The 22,417-nt window shown below is 67.1% G+C and carries 31 protein-coding genes; 19 read left to right on the top strand and 12 right to left on the bottom strand.

The features are described from left to right. Positions 1-65 precede the first annotated feature (65 nt). Genes AC57B8_RS03845 through AC57B8_RS03815 form a run of 7 tightly spaced genes read left to right on the top strand, consistent with a single transcriptional unit; the run spans position 66 to position 3,911 of the window. Entirely contained in the window at positions 66-320 is a 255-nt protein-coding gene (locus AC57B8_RS03845; protein WP_496478702.1) for a hypothetical protein, read from the top strand. After that, complete coding sequence (locus tag AC57B8_RS03840) at positions 317-556, top strand: hypothetical protein (RefSeq protein WP_496478701.1); 240 nt, start codon at positions 317-319, stop codon at positions 554-556. Before AC57B8_RS03845 ends, AC57B8_RS03840 begins: the two co-directional genes overlap by 4 nt. Further along, positions 553-1,365, top strand: coding sequence for an ERF family protein (locus AC57B8_RS03835; protein WP_496478700.1), 813 nt, complete (start codon positions 553-555; stop codon positions 1,363-1,365). The genes AC57B8_RS03840 and AC57B8_RS03835 overlap by 4 nt, the downstream gene beginning before the upstream one ends. Continuing rightward, a complete protein-coding gene (locus AC57B8_RS03830; protein ID WP_496478699.1) occupies positions 1,362-2,288 on the top strand; it encodes a lambda exonuclease family protein in 927 nt (308 codons plus the stop codon). Before AC57B8_RS03835 ends, AC57B8_RS03830 begins: the two co-directional genes overlap by 4 nt. An 8-nt stretch (positions 2,289-2,296) precedes the next feature. Further along, positions 2,297-3,409, top strand: a complete 1,113-nt coding sequence (locus AC57B8_RS03825) for a hypothetical protein (protein WP_496478698.1) — start codon at positions 2,297-2,299, stop codon at positions 3,407-3,409. Positions 3,410-3,431: 22 nt separating this feature from the next. After that, positions 3,432-3,719, top strand: a complete 288-nt coding sequence (locus AC57B8_RS03820) for a KTSC domain-containing protein (protein WP_496478697.1) — start codon at positions 3,432-3,434, stop codon at positions 3,717-3,719. A gap of 3 nt (positions 3,720-3,722) precedes the next feature. After that, complete coding sequence (locus AC57B8_RS03815) at positions 3,723-3,911, top strand: hypothetical protein (RefSeq protein ID WP_496478696.1); 189 nt, start codon at positions 3,723-3,725, stop codon at positions 3,909-3,911. A gap of 8 nt (positions 3,912-3,919) precedes the next feature. Here the strand turns inward: AC57B8_RS03815 and AC57B8_RS03810 are convergent, their stop codons facing one another. The 4 genes from AC57B8_RS03810 to AC57B8_RS03795 all read right to left on the bottom strand — a co-directional run bounded on the left by AC57B8_RS03810 (position 3,920) and on the right by AC57B8_RS03795 (position 6,169). Further along, positions 3,920-4,873 carry an HNH endonuclease gene (locus AC57B8_RS03810; RefSeq protein ID WP_496478695.1) on the bottom strand — a complete coding sequence of 318 codons (954 nt, stop codon included), beginning with the start codon at positions 4,871-4,873 and terminating at the stop codon, positions 3,920-3,922. Positions 4,874-5,056: 183 nt separating this feature from the next. Next, a complete protein-coding gene (locus AC57B8_RS03805; protein WP_496478694.1) occupies positions 5,057-5,251 on the bottom strand; it encodes a hypothetical protein in 195 nt (64 codons plus the stop codon). A 6-nt stretch (positions 5,252-5,257) separates the two neighbouring features. After that, positions 5,258-5,500 (bottom strand): hypothetical protein, encoded by a 243-nt coding sequence (locus AC57B8_RS03800; protein WP_496478693.1) that lies wholly within the window; start codon positions 5,498-5,500, stop codon positions 5,258-5,260. Continuing rightward, positions 5,501-6,169 carry a hypothetical protein gene (locus AC57B8_RS03795; protein ID WP_496478692.1) on the bottom strand — a complete coding sequence of 223 codons (669 nt, stop codon included), beginning with the start codon at positions 6,167-6,169 and terminating at the stop codon, positions 5,501-5,503. A gap of 26 nt (positions 6,170-6,195) precedes the next feature. On the opposite strand from AC57B8_RS03795, the gene AC57B8_RS03790 reads away from it, so the two are divergent. Together AC57B8_RS03790 and AC57B8_RS03785 are read left to right on the top strand one after the other, a co-directional pair. After that, on the top strand, positions 6,196-6,396 hold the full coding sequence (locus tag AC57B8_RS03790; protein ID WP_496478691.1) for a hypothetical protein: 201 nt from the start codon (positions 6,196-6,198) through the stop codon (positions 6,394-6,396). Continuing rightward, positions 6,383-7,117 (top strand): hypothetical protein, encoded by a 735-nt coding sequence (locus tag AC57B8_RS03785; RefSeq protein ID WP_496478690.1) that lies wholly within the window; start codon positions 6,383-6,385, stop codon positions 7,115-7,117. The genes AC57B8_RS03790 and AC57B8_RS03785 overlap by 14 nt, the downstream gene beginning before the upstream one ends. Positions 7,118-7,125: 8 nt before the next feature. Here AC57B8_RS03785 and AC57B8_RS03780 read toward each other — a convergent pair whose 3' ends face one another. After that, the gene (locus AC57B8_RS03780) at positions 7,126-7,329 is read right to left on the bottom strand and encodes a hypothetical protein (protein ID WP_496478689.1); all 204 of its coding nucleotides are present in this window, start codon (positions 7,327-7,329) and stop codon (positions 7,126-7,128) included. A gap of 29 nt (positions 7,330-7,358) precedes the next feature. Here AC57B8_RS03780 and AC57B8_RS03775 point away from each other — a divergent pair, with 29 nt between their 5' ends. From AC57B8_RS03775 to AC57B8_RS03765, 3 genes are all read left to right on the top strand, one after another. Beyond that, the gene (locus AC57B8_RS03775; RefSeq protein ID WP_496478688.1) at positions 7,359-7,589 is read left to right on the top strand and encodes a hypothetical protein; all 231 of its coding nucleotides are present in this window, start codon (positions 7,359-7,361) and stop codon (positions 7,587-7,589) included. A 97-nt stretch (positions 7,590-7,686) separates the two neighbouring features. Beyond that, entirely contained in the window at positions 7,687-8,085 is a 399-nt protein-coding gene (locus AC57B8_RS03770; protein WP_496478687.1) for a helix-turn-helix transcriptional regulator, read from the top strand. A gap of 525 nt (positions 8,086-8,610) precedes the next feature. Further along, complete coding sequence (locus tag AC57B8_RS03765) at positions 8,611-8,898, top strand: hypothetical protein (RefSeq protein ID WP_496478686.1); 288 nt, start codon at positions 8,611-8,613, stop codon at positions 8,896-8,898. On the opposite strand, the gene AC57B8_RS03760 is transcribed toward AC57B8_RS03765, so the two are convergent. After that, positions 8,872-9,270: a hypothetical protein gene (locus tag AC57B8_RS03760; protein WP_496478685.1), complete on the bottom strand. Its 399-nt coding sequence runs from the start codon at positions 9,268-9,270 to the stop codon at positions 8,872-8,874. The genes AC57B8_RS03765 and AC57B8_RS03760 overlap by 27 nt on opposite strands. A 183-nt stretch (positions 9,271-9,453) precedes the next feature. On the opposite strand from AC57B8_RS03760, the gene AC57B8_RS03755 reads away from it, so the two are divergent. Beyond that, a complete protein-coding gene (locus tag AC57B8_RS03755) occupies positions 9,454-11,055 on the top strand; it encodes an MORN repeat-containing protein (RefSeq protein WP_496478684.1) in 1,602 nt (533 codons plus the stop codon). 53 nt (positions 11,056-11,108) lie between these two features. Here AC57B8_RS03755 and AC57B8_RS03750 read toward each other — a convergent pair whose 3' ends face one another. Beyond that, on the bottom strand, positions 11,109-11,648 hold the full coding sequence (locus AC57B8_RS03750) for a hypothetical protein (RefSeq protein WP_496478683.1): 540 nt from the start codon (positions 11,646-11,648) through the stop codon (positions 11,109-11,111). Positions 11,649-11,737: 89 nt separating this feature from the next. Then, a complete protein-coding gene (locus AC57B8_RS03745) occupies positions 11,738-12,184 on the bottom strand; it encodes a hypothetical protein (protein ID WP_496478682.1) in 447 nt (148 codons plus the stop codon). A 225-nt stretch (positions 12,185-12,409) separates the two neighbouring features. Between AC57B8_RS03745 and AC57B8_RS03740 the strand changes: the two genes are divergently transcribed. From AC57B8_RS03740 to AC57B8_RS03730, 3 genes are all read left to right on the top strand, one after another. Further along, on the top strand, positions 12,410-12,811 hold the full coding sequence (locus tag AC57B8_RS03740) for a hypothetical protein (protein ID WP_447744826.1): 402 nt from the start codon (positions 12,410-12,412) through the stop codon (positions 12,809-12,811). A 179-nt stretch (positions 12,812-12,990) separates the two neighbouring features. Then, positions 12,991-14,949 (top strand): YadA family autotransporter adhesin, encoded by a 1,959-nt coding sequence (locus AC57B8_RS03735; RefSeq protein ID WP_496478681.1) that lies wholly within the window; start codon positions 12,991-12,993, stop codon positions 14,947-14,949. 134 nt (positions 14,950-15,083) lie between these two features. Next, on the top strand, positions 15,084-16,367 hold the full coding sequence (locus AC57B8_RS03730) for an acyl-CoA dehydrogenase family protein (protein WP_496478680.1): 1,284 nt from the start codon (positions 15,084-15,086) through the stop codon (positions 16,365-16,367). A gap of 36 nt (positions 16,368-16,403) precedes the next feature. Here AC57B8_RS03730 and AC57B8_RS03725 read toward each other — a convergent pair whose 3' ends face one another. Continuing rightward, complete coding sequence (locus AC57B8_RS03725; RefSeq protein WP_070060970.1) at positions 16,404-16,718, bottom strand: hypothetical protein; 315 nt, start codon at positions 16,716-16,718, stop codon at positions 16,404-16,406. Positions 16,719-17,033: 315 nt separating this feature from the next. Next, positions 17,034-17,861: a crotonase/enoyl-CoA hydratase family protein gene (locus AC57B8_RS03720; protein ID WP_496478679.1), complete on the bottom strand. Its 828-nt coding sequence runs from the start codon at positions 17,859-17,861 to the stop codon at positions 17,034-17,036. Positions 17,862-17,965: 104 nt separating this feature from the next. Between AC57B8_RS03720 and AC57B8_RS03715 the strand changes: the two genes are divergently transcribed. Both AC57B8_RS03715 and AC57B8_RS03710 read left to right on the top strand, forming a co-directional pair. Further along, positions 17,966-19,843 (top strand): PhoX family protein, encoded by a 1,878-nt coding sequence (locus AC57B8_RS03715; protein ID WP_496478678.1) that lies wholly within the window; start codon positions 17,966-17,968, stop codon positions 19,841-19,843. Positions 19,844-19,885: 42 nt separating this feature from the next. Next, positions 19,886-20,275, top strand: coding sequence for a DUF488 domain-containing protein (locus AC57B8_RS03710; protein WP_496478677.1), 390 nt, complete (start codon positions 19,886-19,888; stop codon positions 20,273-20,275). A gap of 10 nt (positions 20,276-20,285) precedes the next feature. Here the strand turns inward: AC57B8_RS03710 and AC57B8_RS03705 are convergent, their stop codons facing one another. After that, complete coding sequence (locus tag AC57B8_RS03705) at positions 20,286-20,897, bottom strand: glutathione S-transferase (RefSeq protein WP_496478676.1); 612 nt, start codon at positions 20,895-20,897, stop codon at positions 20,286-20,288. Positions 20,898-21,022: 125 nt separating this feature from the next. On the opposite strand from AC57B8_RS03705, the gene AC57B8_RS03700 reads away from it, so the two are divergent. Continuing rightward, positions 21,023-21,481 carry an Lrp/AsnC family transcriptional regulator gene (locus tag AC57B8_RS03700; protein WP_496478675.1) on the top strand — a complete coding sequence of 153 codons (459 nt, stop codon included), beginning with the start codon at positions 21,023-21,025 and terminating at the stop codon, positions 21,479-21,481. Positions 21,482-21,484: 3 nt separating this feature from the next. Here AC57B8_RS03700 and AC57B8_RS03695 read toward each other — a convergent pair whose 3' ends face one another. Beyond that, a complete protein-coding gene (locus tag AC57B8_RS03695) occupies positions 21,485-22,387 on the bottom strand; it encodes an SDR family oxidoreductase (RefSeq protein ID WP_095745627.1) in 903 nt (300 codons plus the stop codon). Between the last annotated feature and the right edge of the window lie 30 nt (positions 22,388-22,417).

The following is a 22,417-nucleotide window of genomic DNA, read 5'->3' as shown; positions in this document are numbered from 1 at the left end:
TCTTCTCCTGTCGTAAGTATCGCCCGAGTTGGCACACCCGGCCGCCAAGCGAAGGGAAGCACGTCGTGAATGCGCTGCGCCATCCCTCCCTCAGCGCCCCGAGCGAATTCGCAGGCTTCGTAGACGGCTCGGCGGACCGCGGCAGCCCTACTCCGCGGACCTTGCGCGAGGCCTTCGGGCCCGCCGCCGATTTCGGTGTTCTGGTTCCGATGGATGCCGACAAGCCCATGCACCCGTCCGAGAAGTTGGTCGCGTGCGCCGGCGCCCTCGCCGGCCTCTTCGTCATCGCCCTTCTCATCTTCGAAAGGATCGCATCGTGAGCGTTCGCCTTGTCCACCCGCCGCGCCCGCAGGCCAGCGCCGCCACCACGCCGACCAGCTTCCCGCCGGCCGCCAACGACGAGGCCATCGGCGGCCTCTGGTTCCCTTCCACCGGCCGCGACAACCTGGTTGTCGGTGCGCTGGTCCTGCTGCTGATCCTGGCCGCCGTGCTGCTCGGCATGTACGGCGAAGGCCCGCGCGATTCCTGGTTCTCTCTGTGGGGCATTGCGAAGTGAGCGCCGCACTCGCTCACGTGGACGCCGAGGTGCTCGTGGCCAAGGCGCCCGTGATCCTGCCGCCGCGCAACGAGATTGCGACGGTGATGCACGCCATCACGGCCGCTGCCAACGACCCGAACGTCGACGTCGACAAGATGGAGCGGCTGCTGAGCATGCACGAGCGCATGCATGCGCGCGCCAACGAGCAGAAGTTCAACGCGGCGATGACGAAGGCCCAGGCTGCGATGGGCCCTATCTCGGCCGACGCGGTAAATCCGCAGACGCGCAGCACCTACGCCAGCTACGCGCAGCTCAACCGCGCCCTGCGCCCTATCTACACGAAGAACGGCTTCGCGCTCAGCTTCGACACCGACGACAGCCCGAAGGAGAACCACATCCGCGTGCTCTGCTACGTGTCGCACGCTGCCGGGCACGTGCGCACCTACAAGTGCGACATGCCGGCCGACGGCAAGGGCGCCAAGGGTGGCGACGTCATGACGAAGACCCACGCCCATGGCTCGGCGATGACCTACTCCCAGCGCTACTTGCTGAAGCTGATCTTCAACGTTGCCATCGGCGAGAACGACGACGATGGCAACGGCGCCGGTGCCGACCCCGGCGACGTGAGGCAGGCGACTGACGCCGACCGACTCACCGATTCGCTGTTCCATCGCCTCCGCGAAACGAAGACCGACAAGGCAGCCGCAGCGCTGTGGGCGGAAGGGGCGAGCGCGCTGGCGGCGACACAGCGCCGCGACCTCTACACCGAGTTCAAGGATGCGGTGATCGCCCACCGCCAACGGCTGAAGGCAGGAGTTCGTCCGTGATCCTGCTGAACTATCCCCAGGGGAGCGAAGACTGGTTGCGCGCACGTTGCGGCGTGCCCACGGCATCGCGCTTCTCCGATGCGAGAGAGCGCGTGGGCGGGCTCACCGACCAGCAGCGCCTCTACGTCGAGGCGCTGCAGCTGGGCATGAACGAACCGGACGCGCGCGCCAAAGCGGGCTACAAGATGAAGCCGTCGGCGGGCGCCCTCACCAAGGCCCTCAACGGCGAGCCGACCACGGAGCCCGGCGCGGCCGCGGTCAAGTACGCCTGGCTGGTCGCGTTCGAGACGATCAGCCGCGAGCCGCTCGACGACACGTTCGTCACCTACGCGATGCGCCGTGGCCGCGACCTCGAGCCCAGGGCCCGCATGGTCTACGAGGCGCGCACCGGCGCGCTGGTCGAAGAGGTCAGCCTGATCCTGACCGACGACGAGCGTTTCGGGTACTCCTCGGACGGCCTGATCGACGACGACGGCATGGTCGAGATCAAGTGCCCGCTGGCCTGCGACAAGCTGGGCCAGGTCTGGGCTAGCCCTGAGACGGCGCACCTCGAGTACCTCGACCAGATCAACGGCGGCCTGTGGATCACCGGCCGCAAGTGGTGCGACCTGGTCGTGTACTGCCCCTGGCTGGAGCCCGTCGGCAAAGACCTGTTCGTGAAGCGCATCTACCGCAACGAGGACGCCATCGAGGCCCTCGAAGCGGACCTGATCGACTTCAGCCGGCTCGTCGAGAGCTATCTCGAGATCCTGTGTACGCCGAAAAAGATGTCCGGCGCCGACAAGGTCGCAGCGGCATCGCTCTCGGCTGCCGACACCAGCACCGGCACCGCTGAGGCCACGCCCGCCCCCCTACCCGCCCTTTTCGCAGATCCCGCACCGCTTGCGCGCGCCGGCAATGCAGTCATCGACAACCCCTTCTGAGAGGCCCTATGTCCGAACTTTCCACCGTCACCCCGAACGCAGTTGCCGCCCAGCCGCAGACCATCGCGCAGGCCGCGCTCGCGCTCTTCTCCCCACTAGAAACCGAGGTCAAGACTCTCGCGGAGCGGTACCGCGATGTCGCCTTCGACATGAGCACGCCGAAGGGTTTCAAGGCCGCCAAGGACGCACGCCTCGAGCTGCGTGAATCGGGCCGCTTCGCGCTGCAACGCCTGCGCGACAGGACCAAGGAGCAGCTCAACGACTGCAAGAAGGTGGTCGATGGGGAGGCCGCGCGATTGATCGAGATCGTGAAGCCCGTCGAAACCGCCGTCGACGAGCAGATCACGGTGCATGAAAACATGCTCGCCGCCGAGAAGGCCGAGCGCGACCGAAAAGAAGCCGAGCGCGCGCAGCGGCACCTCGACGCCATCGCCCTGATCGAAGGCTACGCGGCAAAGGCCGAGGGCCTGCCCATCGAACGAATCGAAGCTGGCCTGACCTACGTGCGCGAGATCGACGTGAGCGCCGCTGCCTTCGAAGACTTCGCTGTGCGCGCCGCGGCGCAGAAGGACGTGACCATCCGCGCGCTGGAAAAGATGATCGCCGACGCGCGTGAGCGCGCTGTGGCGGAAGCGCTGCGCGTCGAGAACGAACGGCTGCAGGCCCAGCTCGAGGAGCTGAGGCGCCAGCAAGCGCCAGTTCCGGCACCGGCGCCTGCTGCCGAAGCGGCTCCCACCCCGCAGGAGCAGGCCCAGGAGCAGCGCGAAGAGCCGCCGACCGAGCGCGCGCCTGCCGCCGTGGCCCGCCTTTCGGGTGGCCGCGCACCGCGCGCGCCTTCGCCAACACCGGCTGCCGCGTCGATCCAGCAATTCGAGGCCGACGCGACCGCAGCAAACGAACCAGTCGTCGGCACCGCCCCCACGCTGCGCATCGGCGAGATCGCCGAGCGCCTGGGCTGGACCGTCACCGCCGCGCAGCTGCGTGCCCTCGACGTTGAACCGGCCGGCACCGAACGCGCCGCCACGCTGTACCACGAGCACCAGTTTCCCCTGATCTGCGACGCCATCGCGCACCGCGCCACCGAAGCCAAGGCCGCGCACGCGCTGCGCTTGGCTGCCTGACCGACCACCACCAGGAGCAACCATGCCCGTGACCACTTCCGCACCCGCCGCCCGCAACGACGAAGCCGAACTCATCGTGATCGTGATGAAGCCCGTGAAGTCTCAGCAGGTGGCCTCCATCGGCTACGACGCCGGCAGCAAGACCCTCGCCGTGACCTTCAACCGCGGGCCCGGCACCGTCTACCAGTACCCCGGCGTTGACGCCAAGGTGCACGCCGACTTCCTCGCAGCTGAATCGATCGGCACGTACTTCGGCAAGCACATCAAGCCGCTGCCGTTCAAGAAGTTCGCTGCCACCGAATCCGCCTGAACCATGGACTTCACCGTCATCCCCATCGCGAAGGTGAAGGCCGCGTTCGCGCGCGCCCTGACCCTCAACGCTGACCGCGAGGCTGCTGCGCGCGCCGCGGCCCAGGCCCTCGGCATCGCCGTCGAGACGGTGCGCGAGGTCAATTGCTCGTCGCCGATGCAGCAGAAACAAACCACTGCAGCTTGCCAATGAACTCCGCTTCAACCTGGCAATCGCTTCAGGCCAAAGACCTTTTCACGGTGAAACGCCATGTACTCGGCGTGCCGCGCGTGCAGCGGCGCCAACTTCTGAGCCGGGTCGATACCCCAACGCCTCATCGTCGTCACGACCGCTTCTCCGCCGGTCAGCATTTGCCCATCGTCTTTGAAGGTAATGAATCCCCGATCGAAGAGCCGATCAACGTGTGGAGCAAGCAAGAGCCCGTTGTAGCCATCCAAGCGCTCGCGATCGCTAGAAAGCTTCCACGGTTTGATGTGACTCGCGACAACCAAGGCGGTTCCGCCTACTCCCGTCACGCGACAAAGCTTCTCGATGGCCATAACTCGAGCTCGAAAAAGACCCTGACCGCGGCGCGCGAGACCGACCTGACGTCTCATGGTCCCGCCAACGGGATCAACGTCTATCGAAGGGTCGATGGTCTCTTCCTCGGCATCGATTTCATCGAGGCGATCCGCAACCTCCTCACTGACCCCAACGTTGGCGTGGTCGATCAATCCCAGCAAGGCATCCGCAAACGCTTCACTGACCGCAGCCAAATACGAATTCTGATTGCTTTTCCCGCTCCCCTGGAGCGGCGAGTGTTCGACCGGCAACAAAGGGAGAAGCAACTCCATGTGGTCACGCTGATTGAATGGATTCGTCAGAGGCACCCATTCAACCTCTACGAAGAAGCCTTGGGCAGCCCAGTTTTGACCGTCCCTGTTGTCAATGTGTGGACTGGTCCGATCGGTGCAGGCACGTGTCACTACACCCACGGCTTGAACTCGACGACGCGCGTACGAGAACACGACGTCGCCCGGCCTCGTTCTTGCCAAATTGAGATAGCTCTCGTTCCGCTTGCCATCACTCGAGGTCTTCGGACTCCAAATGAAGTTGCCGGACGACTCAGCCTCGAAAGACTTGTTGTGGTTCACCCACCAATAGTTCTTATTCATCTCCTGCCTCGATCACCTTTTGAAGGCGGCAGTATGAACCGGCGATCAACTTTCTGGTACGCGCGCAACTCCGGATATCTGCTGGCGCTCGGGACTGCTCAGCTGAGCGAAGAAGTGCCGCGTGGCCGGGGGTCGCGATGCGCGCGCGCAGCATCTCATCCTGTTTTCGGAGGGCGCGTGATGTCAGTCCAAGCCCATCGCTTGTCTCAGCTGAAGTGCCTCAAGAATCAAATTTCGAAACTTCCCCTTTCTGCAGACCAGGTGCCAGACCCTCAGTTCGTCGGGGTAATTGGTGGACAGATATTGGTACTCATCGGGATCAGAGGCGCGCATCTCGCTGTAGACGTCAACGAGCCTTTCTCTGGGATCGATGTCCATCGACCCTCAATCCTCGAGGTCGAACTGCCCATGCAGCTGCCGAATGATCCGCGCGGTATCGGCACGGTAGGTGCCCCGGTCGGTCAGCACCGGCACGGTCCAGTTCGGGCCGCCCTCGTGGCCCGGGTCCATCCACATCACGCCGCCGCGGTGCACATCCGTCTGCTGGCCTCGAAGGCCCGGCAGTGCCTCGCTGCGCACGAGCAGCATCTGCTGCAGCTGCTTGGCGCTGCGGGTAGGTTTGGGCATCTACTTAAGTCTCGGGAATGCGTTCAATCGTCTTTGTGCGGCTCGCAGAGCACGCATCGAGAGCAACAGGTTCAACCGCATCCCAGCGTAGTGTCCGTCAAGCACTCCAGGTCGCGGCTCTGCCACCTCGGCTCTCGTCAGCAAGAGGTCGAGGGAACGACGCACTCTTCGAAACGAAGCAACTCCATAGGCTACTTCGGCCGCTACCTCGGGCATAGCTGGGGCAACCTGCAAGAGTTGCGCTTCGGTAGGCAGCGGAGTCTTCTCAAAAAGATCCGAGAAGAACTTCGCCCGAGCAACAGTGCTCGGATGGGTCGGTGTTTTGAAGTCCGACAACATTGCACGCGCGCATGCAAGGGCCATATCGACGGTGGAACTGATCTCCGCTCCGACGACCATCGTGACCGCAGCAGCGGCCCGCCTTGCATCATCTCGTTCTGCGCGCCGCTGATGCATTGGAACCGCGACCGCAACCAGGATCGCGATAACAGAGCCGACTGCCTGCACCCAAGCTGGAGCATCCAATCTTCCGAGGACGACCGCGGAGGTGACCAAGAACCACCGGATCGATGGCCCCCCCGGAAAGATCACCAAGGCGTAGGTCACCAGAAGGCTCGACAGCACGACAAGGCACACCAACGTGCCCATGGTCACCAGCTTTTCTTTCATCTCTCACTCCATCCTGGGAGCGCATTGTGAACCTCCTCGACACCTCCCCCGAGCGCGTGCGCGCCAAGGAAATCCAGGCCTTGCAGATGGCCGCCCAGCAGCTCGTCGACGCGGCCCGGGCGCGCGGCCTGGCTGTCACCATCGACCTCGAGTCGCGCATGCCGCCGGCGATGGGCTCCTACGACATGGTCTTCGACGTTCGGGAGGCCCGCAATGGCGCCGCCTGAGTTCGTGAGCACGAAGCCCTTCCCGCCCAGACCGGCGGCGAAGGAGCGTCCGATCCTCTTCTCGGCGCCCATGGTGCGCGCGCTGCTCGACGGAACGAAGACGCAAACGCGGCGGATCGTGAAGACCCACGCCTCCGTATTTGGCGAAGCATTCCTCGGCCCACGCGATTCACAGGGCTTCAGCCGCGCTCACCTGCTGCACCGCGCGTATGACTGTGAGGCCATACTCGCTCACTGCCCCTACGGGCAGCCCGGCGACCGGCTGTGGGTGCGCGAGGCATACCGCTTCACCGACACCTTCGACGCTGATAGCCCGAGCCGTGTAGCGGAGCGCTGCCTCGATGCAGGCTATTCGAAGCCGTGGGCGCCGTTGAAATTCGAAGCAGACGGCGACCAGCGCAACTGGAAGAACGTCGGCATGCTGACCTATCCGACCACATCGCCACGGGCCGGCAAGCTGCGACCCGGCATCCATATGCCCCGGTGGGCCAGCCGTATCGATCTCGAAATCACCGACGTGCGCGTCGAGCGCCTGAACGACATCAGCGAATCGGATGCGGTGGACGAAGGCTTCTATCAAGCGGTCCGGAAGAGCCCGAACGGCATTGGTGAAGACGTCATCGGGTGGTACCGGGAGCTTTGGGAGCTGATCAACGGCGCCGCCAGCTGGGACGCGAACCCCTGGGTGTGGGTGGTCGAGTTCAAGAGGGCCCGGCCATGATTTGCGCCTTACTTCATCTGGTCAATACGCCACCTCGCCTCGCCCGCGGCCTCCAGGATCGCCATGCCCTCAGACGGAATCGGTCGGTCCTGCATCTCGACGTACTCGAAGCCGTCAATGGTGAACGACCAGCTCCAACGGTCCTTCCGCTCCGTGACGTGAATCGACACCTGGTGTCCCTTGTACTCGAACTGCTTTTCCGGCTCAGCCATCGCTGTCTCCTCATGTCGAAAGCCGCAGTATGACCACGCCTGGCTTCGGCGCCTTCTCCAGCGCGGTGGCACGCGCCAAGGCCGAAATCTTCAGCCGCCACTACAACCCCGCAACGCTGCGCCCTGCTGAGACCGTGAAGGCCTCTATGCAGTGCGTGCGCTGCGGCGGCCTCTTCAACTACACCGCCAGCGCAATCGACGGCCGCATGAGCGGGCGCTGCTCGAGCACGAGCTGCATCAAATGGGACGACCCGAAATGAACGACACCTTCCGCGGCGACAACGCCCACTTGATCCACTGCATCAACGCGCTGCGCGAATCCTCCGCGGCGCGCTTTGAAGAAATCGAGGTGCCCGCATGACAGCCCTTCTACGCGAACTTCTGCAGTGCAATCACCGCGACCCAAATCACCGACGCGCTGGCGCCGGAAAGTGGGTCACTGTGAACGTGCCGTCCGAGTTGTGGGCGAAGATCCAAACCGCCACCGAGCTGAATGAACCCAATGAATTTGCATCCTCGGTGCCGGCGAAAAAGCACCGTCGACCACCGGCCCAGACCTTGCAGGCCGCTCTCATACCCGACGCACTCTTGCGCATCGACGTCGTCGAGCACCTCACCGGCCTCGGCGAGTCGACGATCCGCAGAAAGATGGCCACAGCCAACTTTCCGCAGCCGATCAAGAACGGTGCGCGATGCACGCGCTGGCGCGCCGGCGACGTGACGACCTGGCTGCGCGAACAAGGAGCTGCAGCATAGGCACCACCGGCAATGGGGTTCCCCCCGGCCAGATCACATTCGGCCTCGATGCCTTCTCGCAGCGCACCTACTCGCCCTGAGATCGCATCGAAAGCAAGTACATCCAATGCGGGGGAACAGACGGGGGAACAATTCACAAGCCAACAAACAGATTTGAATACTGGCGCGGCCTGTAGCTCGACCTTCAATCCCCTCCGGGGGCCATTTGCGTCTCCAACCGCAACGGGTTTCTCCAACTTTTGCGCCGTTGCTCCGCCGGAAGGACGACGCACAGAGCACGCATGCGCGAGCTATCGTCAAGTCGACGCGCTTGCTGCCCACGGATGCGGCGGTAGGTTCAACCCACCCGTCGCCTGCTCACTCCCTCGCGGTACACCCCCCTCCGATCTCTCCCAAGACTGCCCAGTCATCCTCCGAAAGGTGATCGCTGCCGTGCCACCGGTATCCGTTGACTCCCACAAATGCGGTATTTGGTTTGCAAAATGGCATGGATAGATTCGGGTCTTCCACCACGAGGAGACGTCGATGAATTACAAGAGCCCGCTATTGGCATTCGGCCTTTTTCTTTACGCCGCCCTTGCGAGCGCCAATGAAGCGCAGCGCGCATGCGGGGACTTCGACAGCGCCGTCATGACAACGCGCGCGCAATGCCAGCGCGAGCGAACACAGGACGACAGAGAGTACTGCGCAGCCACCAGGCTCAAGCGCGCCCAAGACGCACACGCCACGTGCCTTGTTCGATTCAACACCCGGGGAGCGGGATCCGTTCAAGAAGCCAGGGAGCGCTCAAATCGTATCCGGCGGGAACCCTGAGGCGAAATAACGCTTGCAATTCATCATTGACCAAAACGGGGTTGTATAGGAGTTCATATGATTCGATTTTCTCTCGCTATCTTGCTGGCATTCGCCTCCTCTCATGCACTCGCCAGCAATTGGACAACATCCATGGACAACAAAAGAAAATGTGAAACTGCCGCTCATGAGGCTGAGAAAAATCGCCGACCGATGGCGGCCAACCATTACAAGCAATGCGCCAAGGACTTTCAGACTGCTGCCCAATATTTTCGGGAGAATGACCAGGCGTACAACGGGAAAACGGCTTTTCAGCGTGGGCTTGACCAATACAACCGGGGGAACATGCAATAGCCAATATGCCTCGGTGCGCTGATCGAGAAGATCGGCCACCAGGCTGAGTTCAGTGGCCCAATTTTTCTCTCCTCAGGACCACCCTTGCCCGCCGTCGTGCGGGCTTTTTCTTGGCCAGCGCAGTCCCAGCCCACTGGTTTCCGTGGACTCCCACAAAAGAGGTATTTCGCTTGCAAATCGAGCGACTAGATTCGACTGGTCTCACATCGAGGGGATGACGCCATGACGATAAAGACCACCGCGCAAGAACCTAACGCCACCTCCAACCGCCGAGGTCGGCATGGCCCCTTGCACGCGATCCAGATCCCCACCCACTTCCTGTCGGTGCTCGTCCTCTCGGCCTGTGTATTGGCTGTTCCTGCGGACGCTCGGGCTCAAGTCAATCCCGAGATCGCCAACTGCGCCGAGCTCAAGGACGAGGCCACAGTCACCCAGGCCGATCTCTGCGCCGCGCATGTCGGCTGCCGCTTCGTGCTGAACGTGCAGAAGACCTGCGCACGCGCCAAGAGCTACCTGGAGCGGCTGCAGGCGGCCATTGGCGAAGGCACGCGCACGCTGCTGTTCGGCTATCGCAAGGAAGTCACACCTGATGCAATCTTCACGGCAGAGCTGAACAGCGAGGAGCGCAGCAACGAGCGTGCGCTGGGCGCCCGGCCCGACGTCCAGCCTCGTGCACAGGACATCGGCAACCGCGTGCGCGATGCGGGCACCGGCGATACCCTGAGCGGCAATGGCAAGAACGGCACCACCTGGGTCTATTACGGCCAGACCCGGGACGGGCAGGAAGAAGGCGCCGGCACGACGATCTTCTCCAGCGGCGAGATCCAGCGCGGCCAATACCGGCAAGGCGAGAGGCAGGGGGCATTCGACGTCCTGCACCCCACCGGCGACCGGTTCGTGGGCGAGTACGTGAACGGCAAGCGTGTCGGCGCGGGCGCGTATGGCTTCAAGAACGGCGCCACCCTGGTCGGCCGCTGGACCGACACAGGCGCCGTGCAGGGCACTTTCACGCGCGCCGACGGCTCCCGCTTCGAAGGCCTGCGCGTGGACGGCAAGCCCGCCCAGGGCCGCGAGTACCGTGCCGACGGGTCGCTATCCGAGGAAGGGCGCTACGACAAGGGCGTGCTGTCGGTAGGCGCGCGTATCGACACCGAGGGCAACCGGATCGATGTCAACCTGCCGCGCGACCGCGAGGCCGCCGCACGCGCCGAAGCAGAAAAGAACCGGCTCGCGGCCGAAGCCGAACAGCAGCGCAAACGCGAGCAGGCGGCCCAGGCCGAACAGCAATTCCGAACCAGCCTGCAGACGATGAACCCAGGCCAGCTCTTCGCCCGCGCCGACGAGTTGAACGCCCAGGGCGACCGCGCCCGCGCGCGCGAAGTGCAGCGCACGTTGATGAGCCGCTTCCCCGAGCATCCGCTGGCAGCCACGACGGCGAGGCAGATGACGGGCGAGTCGGGTGGCAGCACGACCGCGGGTGGAGGTTCGTCGCCAGCGGGCACGGCCAACGCGGCCAGCCGCCCTGCCGGGACGCGCCTTTCCAGCCAGACCTGCGAAGCCATGAAGCAGTCGGTCATCGCGACGAAGGTCGCACCCAATGCCTCGATCACCGCCAGCCAGGAAACGGTGATGTTCATGACGAAAACAGTGCTGGACATGATCGCCGCCAACTGCCCTACCGAGCCCGGCGTGACACCCGCCCAGATCGCCGCGGAACGCCAGACGCGCCAACAGCAGTACGCTGCCGCCGAGAACGCCTGCAATGCCGTGCAATCCGGCGGGCGTCGGTGCGTTGCGCAGAATCATTTCGGGCCCGGCCGTTGAGGCCCTGCGAGCGAAGGCCTCACGGCATCACGCGAATGCGTTTTTCGCGGGCCTCAGCACCTTGCCCTGAACTGCTGATCCCGGGCCTCCTTGCGCTGCTCGGCGATCCAGGATTGGGTCGCGCCACTCTGCGGCTGCCGCGCCAAACGGTCGTAGTACGCCACCCGCTCGTTGAAGTGCGCACAGCGCGACGTGTCGCCACTGGCACCCGTCACGCCCGGTGACGTCGCACCGCGTTGCTGCGCGGCCTGTTGCTGAACCGCGTAGCCCTGTCGGGTCTGCCGGTCGGCCATCTCCACCTGCTGCTCCCATGGCAGCCCGGCCGGGACCGGCTCGATGCGCTCGACCAATGCGCCCCGCTCGCGGCAGTGATTCGGCGACCAGAAACGCCCGCCACTGTTGCTCACGCAGAGAAACACCTGGGACGCACCGGCCGCCTCGAGGTTGCGCACCGGCGGCGACACGTCGACCACGCGGCCGCCGCTGCCGCTACACGGCTCACCGCTGTACTGGTTGCCGCATCGATAGACCTGCTGGGCATGGGCCATGCCGCTGGCGATCAGGAGAAGGCTGGCGAGGAAGGTGAGGCGCATGGACGCGATGGTAGTAGCGATGCCTCGCAGTGCACAGGTCATCGACGCCAGCCGCGCCGATGCCCCGCACGAACCCGTCACGCCCCGGCCTAGGCGCCCGCTGGCCGCAACGCCTCCCGCGCACGGGCGGAGAGCGGCACGCTCTCGGGCAGCAGCGACAGCGCCTGCGCCCCGCGCGCCGCCGTGCCCACATTGGCCACGAAAGTCCGGCGCGCGTCGTGGAACTCGAAGATCAGGTTGAAGGTGCCATAGGCCTCGCGCACATCGACCTGGCGGATGTCCGCAAAGGGCCGCTCGCGCTGGCGCAGCACGCGGTACACCAGCTGCTCGCTTTCGATGCGCAAGACAGGGTTCAGGCTGTTGGTCGCCAGCGCCACCCACGGCAGTCCGCGCAGGCCGGTGAAGGTGGCCACGACGGGCACTACCCCACCCTTGATCGCAAGGGGCGCAGCCCCCGCCCGGGGCGCCTTGGGCGTACGGAGCTTCTTCCAGAGCCAGTAGAGGAACCAGAACGACAGCCCTTGGAGGACGATCACTCCGACGGTCCCCAGGACGGTCATCCAATCCATCTGCACGTCGCCTTCCTCTGTGACACAAGCCTGGGACCTCCCCGGCAAGGCGCCATTAAAGCAGAGGGCTCCACGCGCCAGATGCGCGCCATCTGTCATTTGAATTCTGGATTCAATACTGTACATTTAAACAGTATCCTCAAGGAATCCACATGCCGAAGAACGCATCCCAGTCCAACGCGTGGGAGAACCATGACCCAAGCTGAACTCTTCTTCCCCCGGCCGGCAACGCCGCCCTCGCCCCTCTTCAACTTCCACGAGCCCTCTGCCGTTGCGGCCGCGCTCGAAGACACCGAGGACGAGCCGCGTGACGCCTTTTCCGCCAAGCTGATCGACTACCCCCACTCGTCGGCCGACGCAGTCAGGGTCGCGGAGCAACGCTTCCGGCGCGAACTCGAAAAGCAGCTGGGCGCCGACGTGCTGCCGGCGATGCGCGCGTTCCAGAACGCCAGCGAGTCGAGCGACACCGACCTCACCAAGGGCGAACTCGCGCTGGCCGCGCGCTGGGTCAAGGCCTACGACGCCGCGCGCACGGCGGGCTTTCGCGACCTGGGCGATACCGACGAGGCGTACTTCGAAGTCAAGGCGATCTAGCACCCTGGCGAGGGCTCGTACCAGTTTTCGGTGATGGCTCCCTCGAGGGCAAAAAGACACACTTCGACGCGTTTGTCTTGTTTGCTTTCACAGGGGAAGAGTCCATGCCGATCCACGTCCACATCCACGGTGTCCATGGACAACCATCGCGCGTCCGCGCACTTCAGCACCTGACTGCCGTGGCCTTGCTGGTTGCCGGCAGTGCCCATGCGGCCGGCCTGGTCCACGGCAACGTGGGCAATGTGGGCGCGGTGCAGTCGGGTGGATTCGGCGGTGTCGGCGGAGGTGCCGCCTCGGCCTCCGGCGACGGTGCGACAGCGCTGGGTGCGGGCGGCGATGGTGGCGTGGGAACGTCCGGCGGGACCGGCGGCACGGGAGGGGCCGGCGCCAGCGCCACCGCAAGCGGCACGACGGCCATCGGAGGCGGAGGCACCGGTGGAGAGGGCAGCGCAGGAGGCACGGGCGGCGCCGGAGGACGTGGCGCACAGGCATCGACCAGCGGGGCCATCGCGCTCGGCGCGGGAGGCACCGGCGCTAGCGGTTGCTGCGGCTTTTTCCCCCCATCGGGCGGCAGCGGCGCACAGGCATCGGGCAACGCCGCGGTCGCCATCGGCAGCGCTTTGGGCACCCAACAGGGCGCCCAGGCCTCCGGCAACGGCAGCACGGCCATCGGCGGCGCGAGCGACACAGCCTCGGGCGCCGCAGCACTGGCCGCGGGCGGCGTGGCGATCGGCTCGGGCAGCCGGGTCGCGAACGGTGCGAACGGCGGCGTGGCCATCGGCGCGAACTCGGTCGCCACATCGGCCAACACCGTGTCTTTCGGCAGCGCGGGACAGACGCGCGGCCTGGTCAACGTGAGCGCCGGCGCGGTGAACGCCACCAGCACCGATGCCGTCAACGGCGGCCAGCTGTACACCGTGCGGCAGGCCGCGGACACCGCACAGGCCGCGGCCTCCGCGGCCAATGGCACGGCCGTCCTCGCCAGGGACGCCGCGGGCGCGGCGCAAGGCACCGCCAACACCGCCCTGGGCGCCGCGCAAACCGCGCAGGCCGCGGCGGCGACCGCCCAGAGCACGGCCAACACCGCGGCCACGGCCGCAGCCACGGCCCAGGGCACCGCCAACACGGCCCTCGGCGCGGCGCAAGGTGCGCAAGCCAGCGCCACGGATGCCAAGGCCACCGCCGTCGCCGCGCAAGGCACCGCCAACACCGCACTGGGCGTGGCGAACAACTCCGTGCAATACGGCGCGGGCGGTGCCCAGGTCGCGCTGAACGCCAACGGCGGCGCCGGCACCACGCTGAGCAACGTGCGCGCGGGCGTCGCCGCCACCGACGCCGCCAACGTCGGCCAGCTGCAGCAGGTGCAGCAAGGCGCGCTGACCACGGCCAACACCTTCACGATGCAGCAGATCGCCGCCTTGCAGGGCGTCATGAACCAGGCGCTGTCCAATGGCCTGTGCAGCTTCAGCGGCGGCAACGTGACCTGCGGCACCGGCACACAGGCCACGGGCACGGGCGCCACGGCGCTGGGCACCAACGCCACTGCTAACGGCGACAACACCACGGCGATGGGCAACGGGGCGCAGGCGCGCTACGCGGGCTCGGTGGCGATCGGTGCGGGCGCGAAGGCGCTGGCCGATCCGACGACCGCCGTCGGCAACGACGCCGTCGCCACCGGCAACAACGCGGTGGCACTGGGCGCCAACACGCTGGCCGCGGGATCGAACTCGGTCGCCCTCGGCCAGGGCTCGGTGGCCACGCGCGACAACTCGGTGTCGGTGGGCAATGCCGCCACCGGCCAGACGCGCAGCATCGCCAACGTGGCGCCCGGCGTGCTGCCCACCGACGCGGTCAACCTGCAGCAGGCCCAGCAGCTGACGGCGGCCGCGGTGTCCGAGGCGCGCAGCTTCGCGGCCAAGGGCGTGGCCGCGGCGATGGCGATGGGCGATGCGCCGATGCCGTCCGCACCGGGCAAGACCAGCTGGGCCGCGCAGCTGGCGAACTACAAGGGCCACTCCGCGATGGGTGCCAGCGTCGTGCACCGCCTTGCGACGGACATGCCGCTGGCGCTCTCCGCCGGGGTCAGCGGTTCGAGCGGATCGGTGGGCGTGCGCGTGGGGCTGAAGGGCGAGTTCTGACGCGATGGCGCCGCTCGCCCGTCGCGCATAAGAAAACACGAAAAGCGTATTTCCCAGCGACGGCATGGCGCGGGCACAGTCCCACGCCTGTATCGCTCTTTTTCCGGCGCGCCCTCGGGGCCGCCCGGCTCTCCATGGCATCCACCCACGACACGCCGACGCGCCCTGCCGCGCCCACGGCCCCCGCCCGCCCTTCCACGCTCGCCCCCTCTTCCCAGCAACTCGCCGAGCGTTTCCGCCCCGTCTTCGCGCGCATCGCCGAGCACGCGGCGCAGCGCGAGAACGACCGCGAACTGGCCTACGCGCCGGTGGCCTGGCTCAAGGCCGCCCGCTTCGGCGCACTGCGCGTGCCGCTCGCGCACGGCGGCCTGGGCGCATCGGTCGAGCAGCTGTACGACCTGCTGATCGAACTCGGAGAGGCCGACTCCAACCTGCCGCAGATCCTTCGCGCGCACTTCGGCTTCATCGAACGCCTGTTCGCCGAGATTGACCCCGCGCTGCACGGCCCCTGGATGCGCCTGGCGGCCGACGGCGTGATCTTCGGCAACGCCACCACCGAGCTCGGCGAAGGCGCGCTCGGCGCGCTGCAGACCACGCTCACGCGCGACGCGCAGAGCGCCGACACGTGGCGCCTGGACGGCGACAAGTTCTACAGCACCGGCACGCTCTACGCCGACTGGATCTCGGTCGCGGCCCAGCGCCTGAACGACGACGGCAGCAGCGACCGCGTGATCGCGCTCGTGCCGGCGGAAGCGGCGGGCGTCGAGCGTGTCGACGACTGGCGCGGCTTCGGCCAGCGCCTGAGTGCCTCGGGCACGACGCGCTTTCGCCAGGTGCGCGTGAAGCCCGAGCACGTGCTGCTGTACGTGCGTGACCAGCCCACGCCGCTCACCGCGCATTTCCAGCTCACGCACCTGGCAACGCTGGCGGGCATCGCACGCGCCATCGTGCGCGATGCCGTGGCCTTCGTGCAGCCGCGCAAGCGCGTCTACAGCCACGGCAGCGGCGCCACGCCGCGCGAAGACCCGCTGGTGCAGCAGGTGATCGGCCAGCTCGCCAGCACGGCCTTCGTGGCCGCGTCGACCGTGCAGGCGGTGGCGCGCGGCCTGGGCGAGGTCGACCGCCATCTGCAGCGCGGCGAGGCCGTGCCCGAGCAGTTGCTGTTCGAGGTGGAGCTGAACACCGCCAAGGCGCAGGCCGGCATCGTCGATGCGGTGCTGCAGGCGGGCACGCGGCTGTTCGACATCGGCGGCGCCTCGGCGCTGCAGGAAGACCGGCGGCTCGACCGGCACTGGCGCAATGCGCGCACCCTGGCGTCGCACAACCCGACGATCTACAAGGGGCGCGTGGTGGGCGACCACCTGCTCAACGGTGCGCGGCCGACCTTCTACTGGGCGGTCGGCGCCATCGCGAGCTGAGACGCGAAGAAAAAGGAAGACGCCGCGAGGCGGCGTTCAGACCCGCGGCAGCGCCGCGAGAAAGGTCGACACCACGATGGCGGCCGCGCGATCGAGCTGCAGGATGTCGGCGACGTCGAAGGCGTTCGGCGCCGTGTGGCCGCTGGTGCCGAGCGGCTTGCGGATTTCGACCAGCACTTCGGCAGCGAGTTCGCGATCGCTGCGCGGACGGCCGTCGGGGTGCATCACCCACTCGTCGACCTGCTCGATGGGGATGCTGCGAAACACCCCCACGATCGGGACGTACTTGTAGCGGTCCTCGCCCACGAGGATGGGCACGCTGAGATTGCAAAAAAACGTATTCGTCGACATGCGGAACGCCGTCGCTAGCCAAAGCAAAAGTTGATTAATTGTTTTCGAGTGTGACTCCGATAGTCATTTTCCCGACCGAGGGCATACGGCAAGACGTGACCTTCTGCACACAAAGTGCGGTCAATTCCGCCGAATTACTCGGGAAAACAACTACTTAATTCTTACACAAAGACACGGATGGCGCGCTTTGTGTACGATTTTTGGCATACGAAATGTTGCGACCACCGCTTCGACCGGCGGAAACGGGCGCGCCAACAGCTGCGCCTCGCGGTGTCCGCACCGCGAGGAACGCAGGAAAAAACGAGAAGAAGAAACTCAGGCCGGCGCGCTGAACTGCGGCGCCCGCCGCTCGATGTTGGCCTTCACGGCCTCGACCTGGTTGGGGCTGCCGATCAGCGCCTGCTGCTCGACCGACTCGGCGATCAGCAACTCGGCGGCGCTGTGCGCGAGCGACGCGTTCAGCAGCCGCTTGCCGGCGCGAATGGCGTCGGGGCTCTTGGCGGCGATCTCGTGCGCCATCTGCAGCGCCTCGGCCAGCGGGTCGACGGCCACGCGCGTGGCCAGGCCCAGGCGCACGGCCTCTTCGCCCGAGAAGATGCGGCCGGTGAAAGTGAGTTCGCGCACGACGTCGGTGCGCGCCAGTTCGCGCATCAGCACCATGCCGGCCATGTCGGGCACGAGGCCCCATTTGATCTCCATCACCGACAGCTTCGTGTCGGCGGCCACGAGCCGGATGTCGGCGCCCAGCGCCACCTGCAGCCCGCCGCCGAAAGCCACGCCGTGCACGGCCGCGATGACCGGCACCGGCACTTCGCGCCACACCATCGCCACCTGCTGCGCGGCATTCGAGAGGCCGTGGGTGCGCGCGACGAGGTCGGTGCCGCCGGCCGCGGCGCCCAGCACGTCGCTGGCGGCGCCCTGCCCCATGCGTTCGAACGACGCCATGTCGAGCCCCGCGCAGAAGGCCTTGCCGCGGCCCGCGATGACCACGGCGCGCACGCTCTTGTCGTCGCGCAGCGCTTCGCCCGCCTGGACCAGCGCGTCGAACATCGCGGGGTCGAGCGCGTTCATCTTGTCGGCGCGCGCCAGCTGCAGTTCCACCACGCCGTCGGCGTGGCGGGTCCATTCGATACGGTCGCTCATTGCATGTCTCCTGTCGGTGTCCGGGTATCGGCTCAGTATCGCGCGACCGGGCCGCTGGGCGATGATGCGCACTGTCGCCGACCCAACACCTCCGCCGCCTCGCCATGCCCCTGGACCGCCGTCACTTTCTCCTGCAATCGGGCGCCACCGCCGCCGTCGTCGCGCTGTTCGGCCAGGGCTGCGTGCACTCGCAGCTGCCGCCTTCCACAAGCGCGACGAGCCCCTCGGGCTTCTTCACCAGCGTGCCCATTTCGCAACGCGATGCGGTGGTGGTGCCGCCGGAGTACGAGTGGCAGATGCTCTACCCCTGGGGCGCGCCCACGGGCCTTGCGGGCCGCATGCCGGCCTTCGCGCCCGACGCCGGCAACAGCGCCGACGAGCAGGCCCTGCAGGCCGGCATGCACCACGACGGCATGCACTTCTTCGCGCTCGATGCGCGCGGCGAACGCGGCCTGCTCGTGATGAACCACGAATACACCGACGAGCAGCTGCTGCACACCGACGGAGTGAAGGCCTGGAACGCCGACAAGGTTCGCAAGTCGCTGCATGCGATGGGCGTGTCGGTGATCGAGGTCCGTCGCACACCCGAGGGCTGGCGCCAGGTGCTGCCCTCGCCCTACGCGCGCCGCGTGCATGGCCGCACGCCGATGCGCATCGCCGGCCCCGCCTCGGGCACGCCGCTGATGCGCACCGCCGCCGACCCGGCGGGCACCGGCGTCTTCGGCACCTTCGCCAACTGCGCGATGGGCGTCACGCCCTGGGGCACCTACCTGACCTGCGAGGAGAACTTTCATGGCTACTTCGGCGGCCCGAAGGAGGCAGCCAGGAACGCGACACCCGCGCAGCGCCGCTACGGCACGGTGCCGGGCGCGCAGTGGGTGGAGTACTGGCGCTTCGACGAACGCTTCGACCTGAGCCGCCATCCGAACGAGCCGCACCGCTTCGGCTGGGTGGTCGAGATCGATCCCTTCGACCCCGAATCGGTGCCCGTCAAGCGCACCGCGCTCGGGCGCAAGCGCCAGGAAAGCGCGACCTGCACCGTGGCCAGGGACGGCCGCGTGGTGGTCTACATGGGCGACGACGCGCGCTTCGAATACATCTACAAGTTCGTGAGCCGCGACCCCGTGCGCCCCGGCACCGATGCCGCCGCGCGCGCCGCCAACCGGCACTTGCTCGACGAAGGCACGCTGCACGTCGCGCGCTTCGACGCCGATGGGCGCGGGCGCTGGGTGGAGCTCGTGCACGGCCGCCACGGCATCGACGCCGCCAGCGGCTTCGCCAACCAAGCCGAAGTGCTGATCCACGCGCGGCTGGCGGGTGACATCGTCGGCGGCACGAAGATGGACCGCCCCGAATGGATCGCCGTGCATCCGCACAGCGGCGAGGTGTACGTCACGCTCACCAACAACACGCAGCGCGGCGACCTCGGCAAGCCCGGCGCCGATGCCGCCAACCCGCGCGCGCCCAACTTCTTCGGCGGCATCCTGCGCTGGCGCGAGGACGGCGGCGACGCGGCCAGCACCGCCTTCGCCTGGGACCACTACGCGCTCGCAGGCGACCCCACGCAGCCCGGCGCCGGCACGCGCTACCCCAGCGACAGCGCCGACGCATTCGGCTGCCCAGACGGCCTGCACTTCGACAGCGGCGGGCTGCTGTGGATCCAGACCGACATGAGCGGGCAGTCCATGGGCAAGCCGCCCTATGCCGCGCTCGGCAACAACCAGATGCTGTGCGCCGACCCGGCCACGGGCCGCATCCAGCGCTTCCTCACGGGGCCCAACGGCTGCGAGATCACGGGCTGCGTGGTCACGCCCGACCGGCGCACGCTGTTCGTCAACATCCAGCACCCAGGCGAGTCGCGCGACGACGGCGACGCGAAGCACAACAGCGCCTGGCCCGACGGCTCGCAGCCCGGCAGCGCGCGCCCGCGCTCGGCCACGCTGGCGATCCGCCGGCGCGACGGCGGTATCGTCGGCACCTGACAGTCGAACACACCACAACAACAGCCCAAGGAGATCCCCGTCATGAGCATCCGCATCGTCCGCCTCGGCACCCCGCGCGCACCCGACGAGGGCCTGCGCATCGGCACCGTGCGCCGCCCGCCGCGCGGCGTGCCGAAGACCGAGTTCGCCTCGCAGAACTGGTACGACGTGTGGTACCCCAACCTCGCGCCGTCGGCCGAGACGATGAAGCTGGGGCAGGACGCCGAGACGCCAGCGCAATGGAATGCCTTCATGCGCAAGTACAAGGCCGAGATGGCCGAGGCCGACGCGAGCCGCAGCCTCGACCTGCTCGCTGCGCTCTCGCACACCGCCGCGCTCGCGGTCGGCTGCTACTGCGAGGACGAGTCACGCTGCCACCGCTCGCTGCTGCGCGGCCTGCTGGCCGAGCGCGGGGCGGACATCGCGGCCTGAACGCGGTCGCTCAGGCCAGCGGCGCGCCGACGAACACCGGCAGTTGCTCGGCCTGTGCCGTGTACGCGGCGAGCAGCGGAAAGTCTGACGGGCGCACAGCGTCAGGCAGGATGAACTGTGTGAAGGTCCAGGCCACCGCCGTCGAAATGCCGCCCTGCGTGATCGTGCGCTCGTCGGGCACCGCGAGCGGCGCGGCGGCCAGTTCGCGCTCCAGTTCGGCATAGGCCGTGTTCAGCTGGCCTTGCACGCGGTCGACCCACGGCTGGTGCTGCTTCTCACTGGGCCGCAGGTTGCGCTCGTAGACGATCTGCACCGTCTTCTCGCAGGCCGCGAGCGCGAGCCCCGTGAGGCGCAGGTCGCGCAGCCGAGCGGCCGGGTCGGTAGGAAACAAGCTACGGCCAGCGACTGCCTGCGCATGGTCGATGATGAGCGTCGAGTCCATCAACACCGTGCCGTCATCGCACACCAGCGTCGGGGCCTTCACCACCGGGTTGATCGCGCGGAACTGCTCGAAGGTGCTGAAGACCGAGATCGAGCGGTGCTCGAAACCGAGGCCGAGCAGGCGCAGCGAGATCGCGGCGCGGCGAACGAAGGGCGAGTCGAGCATGCCGACGAGTTGCATGGGGTCTCCTGAAGAAAGATGACCGCCACCATAGCGCCCGCGCCGCGCGCGCAGAAGGGCAACCCATCGAAAATCAGCGCACCTTACCGATCGATCATCGGTCCCCTCTTCTTCCGCTGCACGCCATGACCATCGACAAGAAAGACCGCCTCATCCTCGAAGCCCTGCAGACCGACGCGCGCCAGAGCCTGGCCGCGATCGGCAAGCGCATTGGCCTGTCGCAGCCGGCGATGAGCGAGCGCGTGCGCAAGCTCGAGCACGCCGGCGTGATCGAAGGCTACGGCGCGCGCGTGAACCTGCGCGCGCTGGGCGTGGGGCTGGAGGCCATCATCCGCATCGACACCACGCACGCAGCCATTGCGCGCTACCTCGCGCTCTTCGAGGCCATGCCCGAGGTGCTCGCGGTGGACCGCGTGACCGGCGCCGACTGCTTCTTCGTGCGCTGCGCCATCGCCGAGCCGACCGACCTGGAGCGCGTGGTGGACGCACTCGCGGTCGACGGTTCGGTGACCACCTCGCTCGTGCTGTCGAGCCCCGTGCGCAAGCAGGTCACCGTGGGTGCGGCAAAGGCGCCGCGCAAGTAGCTTTCAGCGCTGCGCCTTGTCCTTCTGGTTCTGCGCCTCGATGCGTTCACGCGCGGCCAGCCAGTCGGCGTCGCTCCACTCGCGCAGCTCGTAGAAGTTGCCGCCGGTGGCCAGCGCATTGCCGCCGTCCATCATGATGCTCTGGCCCGTGAGCCAGTCGCACTGGCCCGGCGCCATCAGGAAGGACGCGAGGTTCTGCAGCTCGCTCATGCGGCCCACGCGCGCCATCGGGTTGGTCTTGATGCTGCGCGCGCCGGGCTCCTCGCCGGGGTTCAGGCGCTTGCTCATGCCCTCGGTCGGGATCTCGCCGGGGCCCACGGCGTTCAGGCGGATGCCGTGGCGCGCCCACTCCACCGCGAGCGACTTGGTCATGACCTCGATGCCCGCCTTGCTCATGGCCGAAGGCACGACGTACGGGCTGCCGTTGTCGACCCAGGTGACGATGATGCTCATCACGCTGCGAAAGGCATCGCCCGGCTTCCACGCGCCCGACTTGGCCTGCGCCACCCAGCGCTTGCCCACGGCCTGCGTCACGTAGAAGCTGCCGTGGAACACGATGTTGGCCACGGCGTCGAAGGCGCGCGGCGACAGGCTCTCGGTCGGCGAGACGAAGTTGCCCGCCGCGTTGTTGACGAGGCCGGTGAGCCCGCCGCTCTGGAACAGGCTCTCGACCATGTCGTCGACCTGCTGCGCGATGCGGATGTCGACGCCGAAGGCATCGATGCGCCGATCGGGAAATTGCTGGCGCCAGGCGGCGGCGGTTTCTTCGCAGACCGCCTGGCGGCGGCCGCAGATGGCGACGTCGGCGCCCAGGCTCAGAAAACGCTCGGCCATGGCACGGCCGAGGCCGGTGCCGCCGCCGGTGACGAGGATGCGCTGGCCGCGCATCAGGGATGCTTCGAACATGAGGGGTCTCCTTGGCGTTGCGGCAGCGGC

This window comes from Variovorax sp. BGA-UO-ETr-C22 (assembly GCF_059567965.1).
The sequence above is the reverse complement of the archived record's forward strand: the minus strand, read 5'-3'. Positions and strand labels throughout refer to the sequence as shown.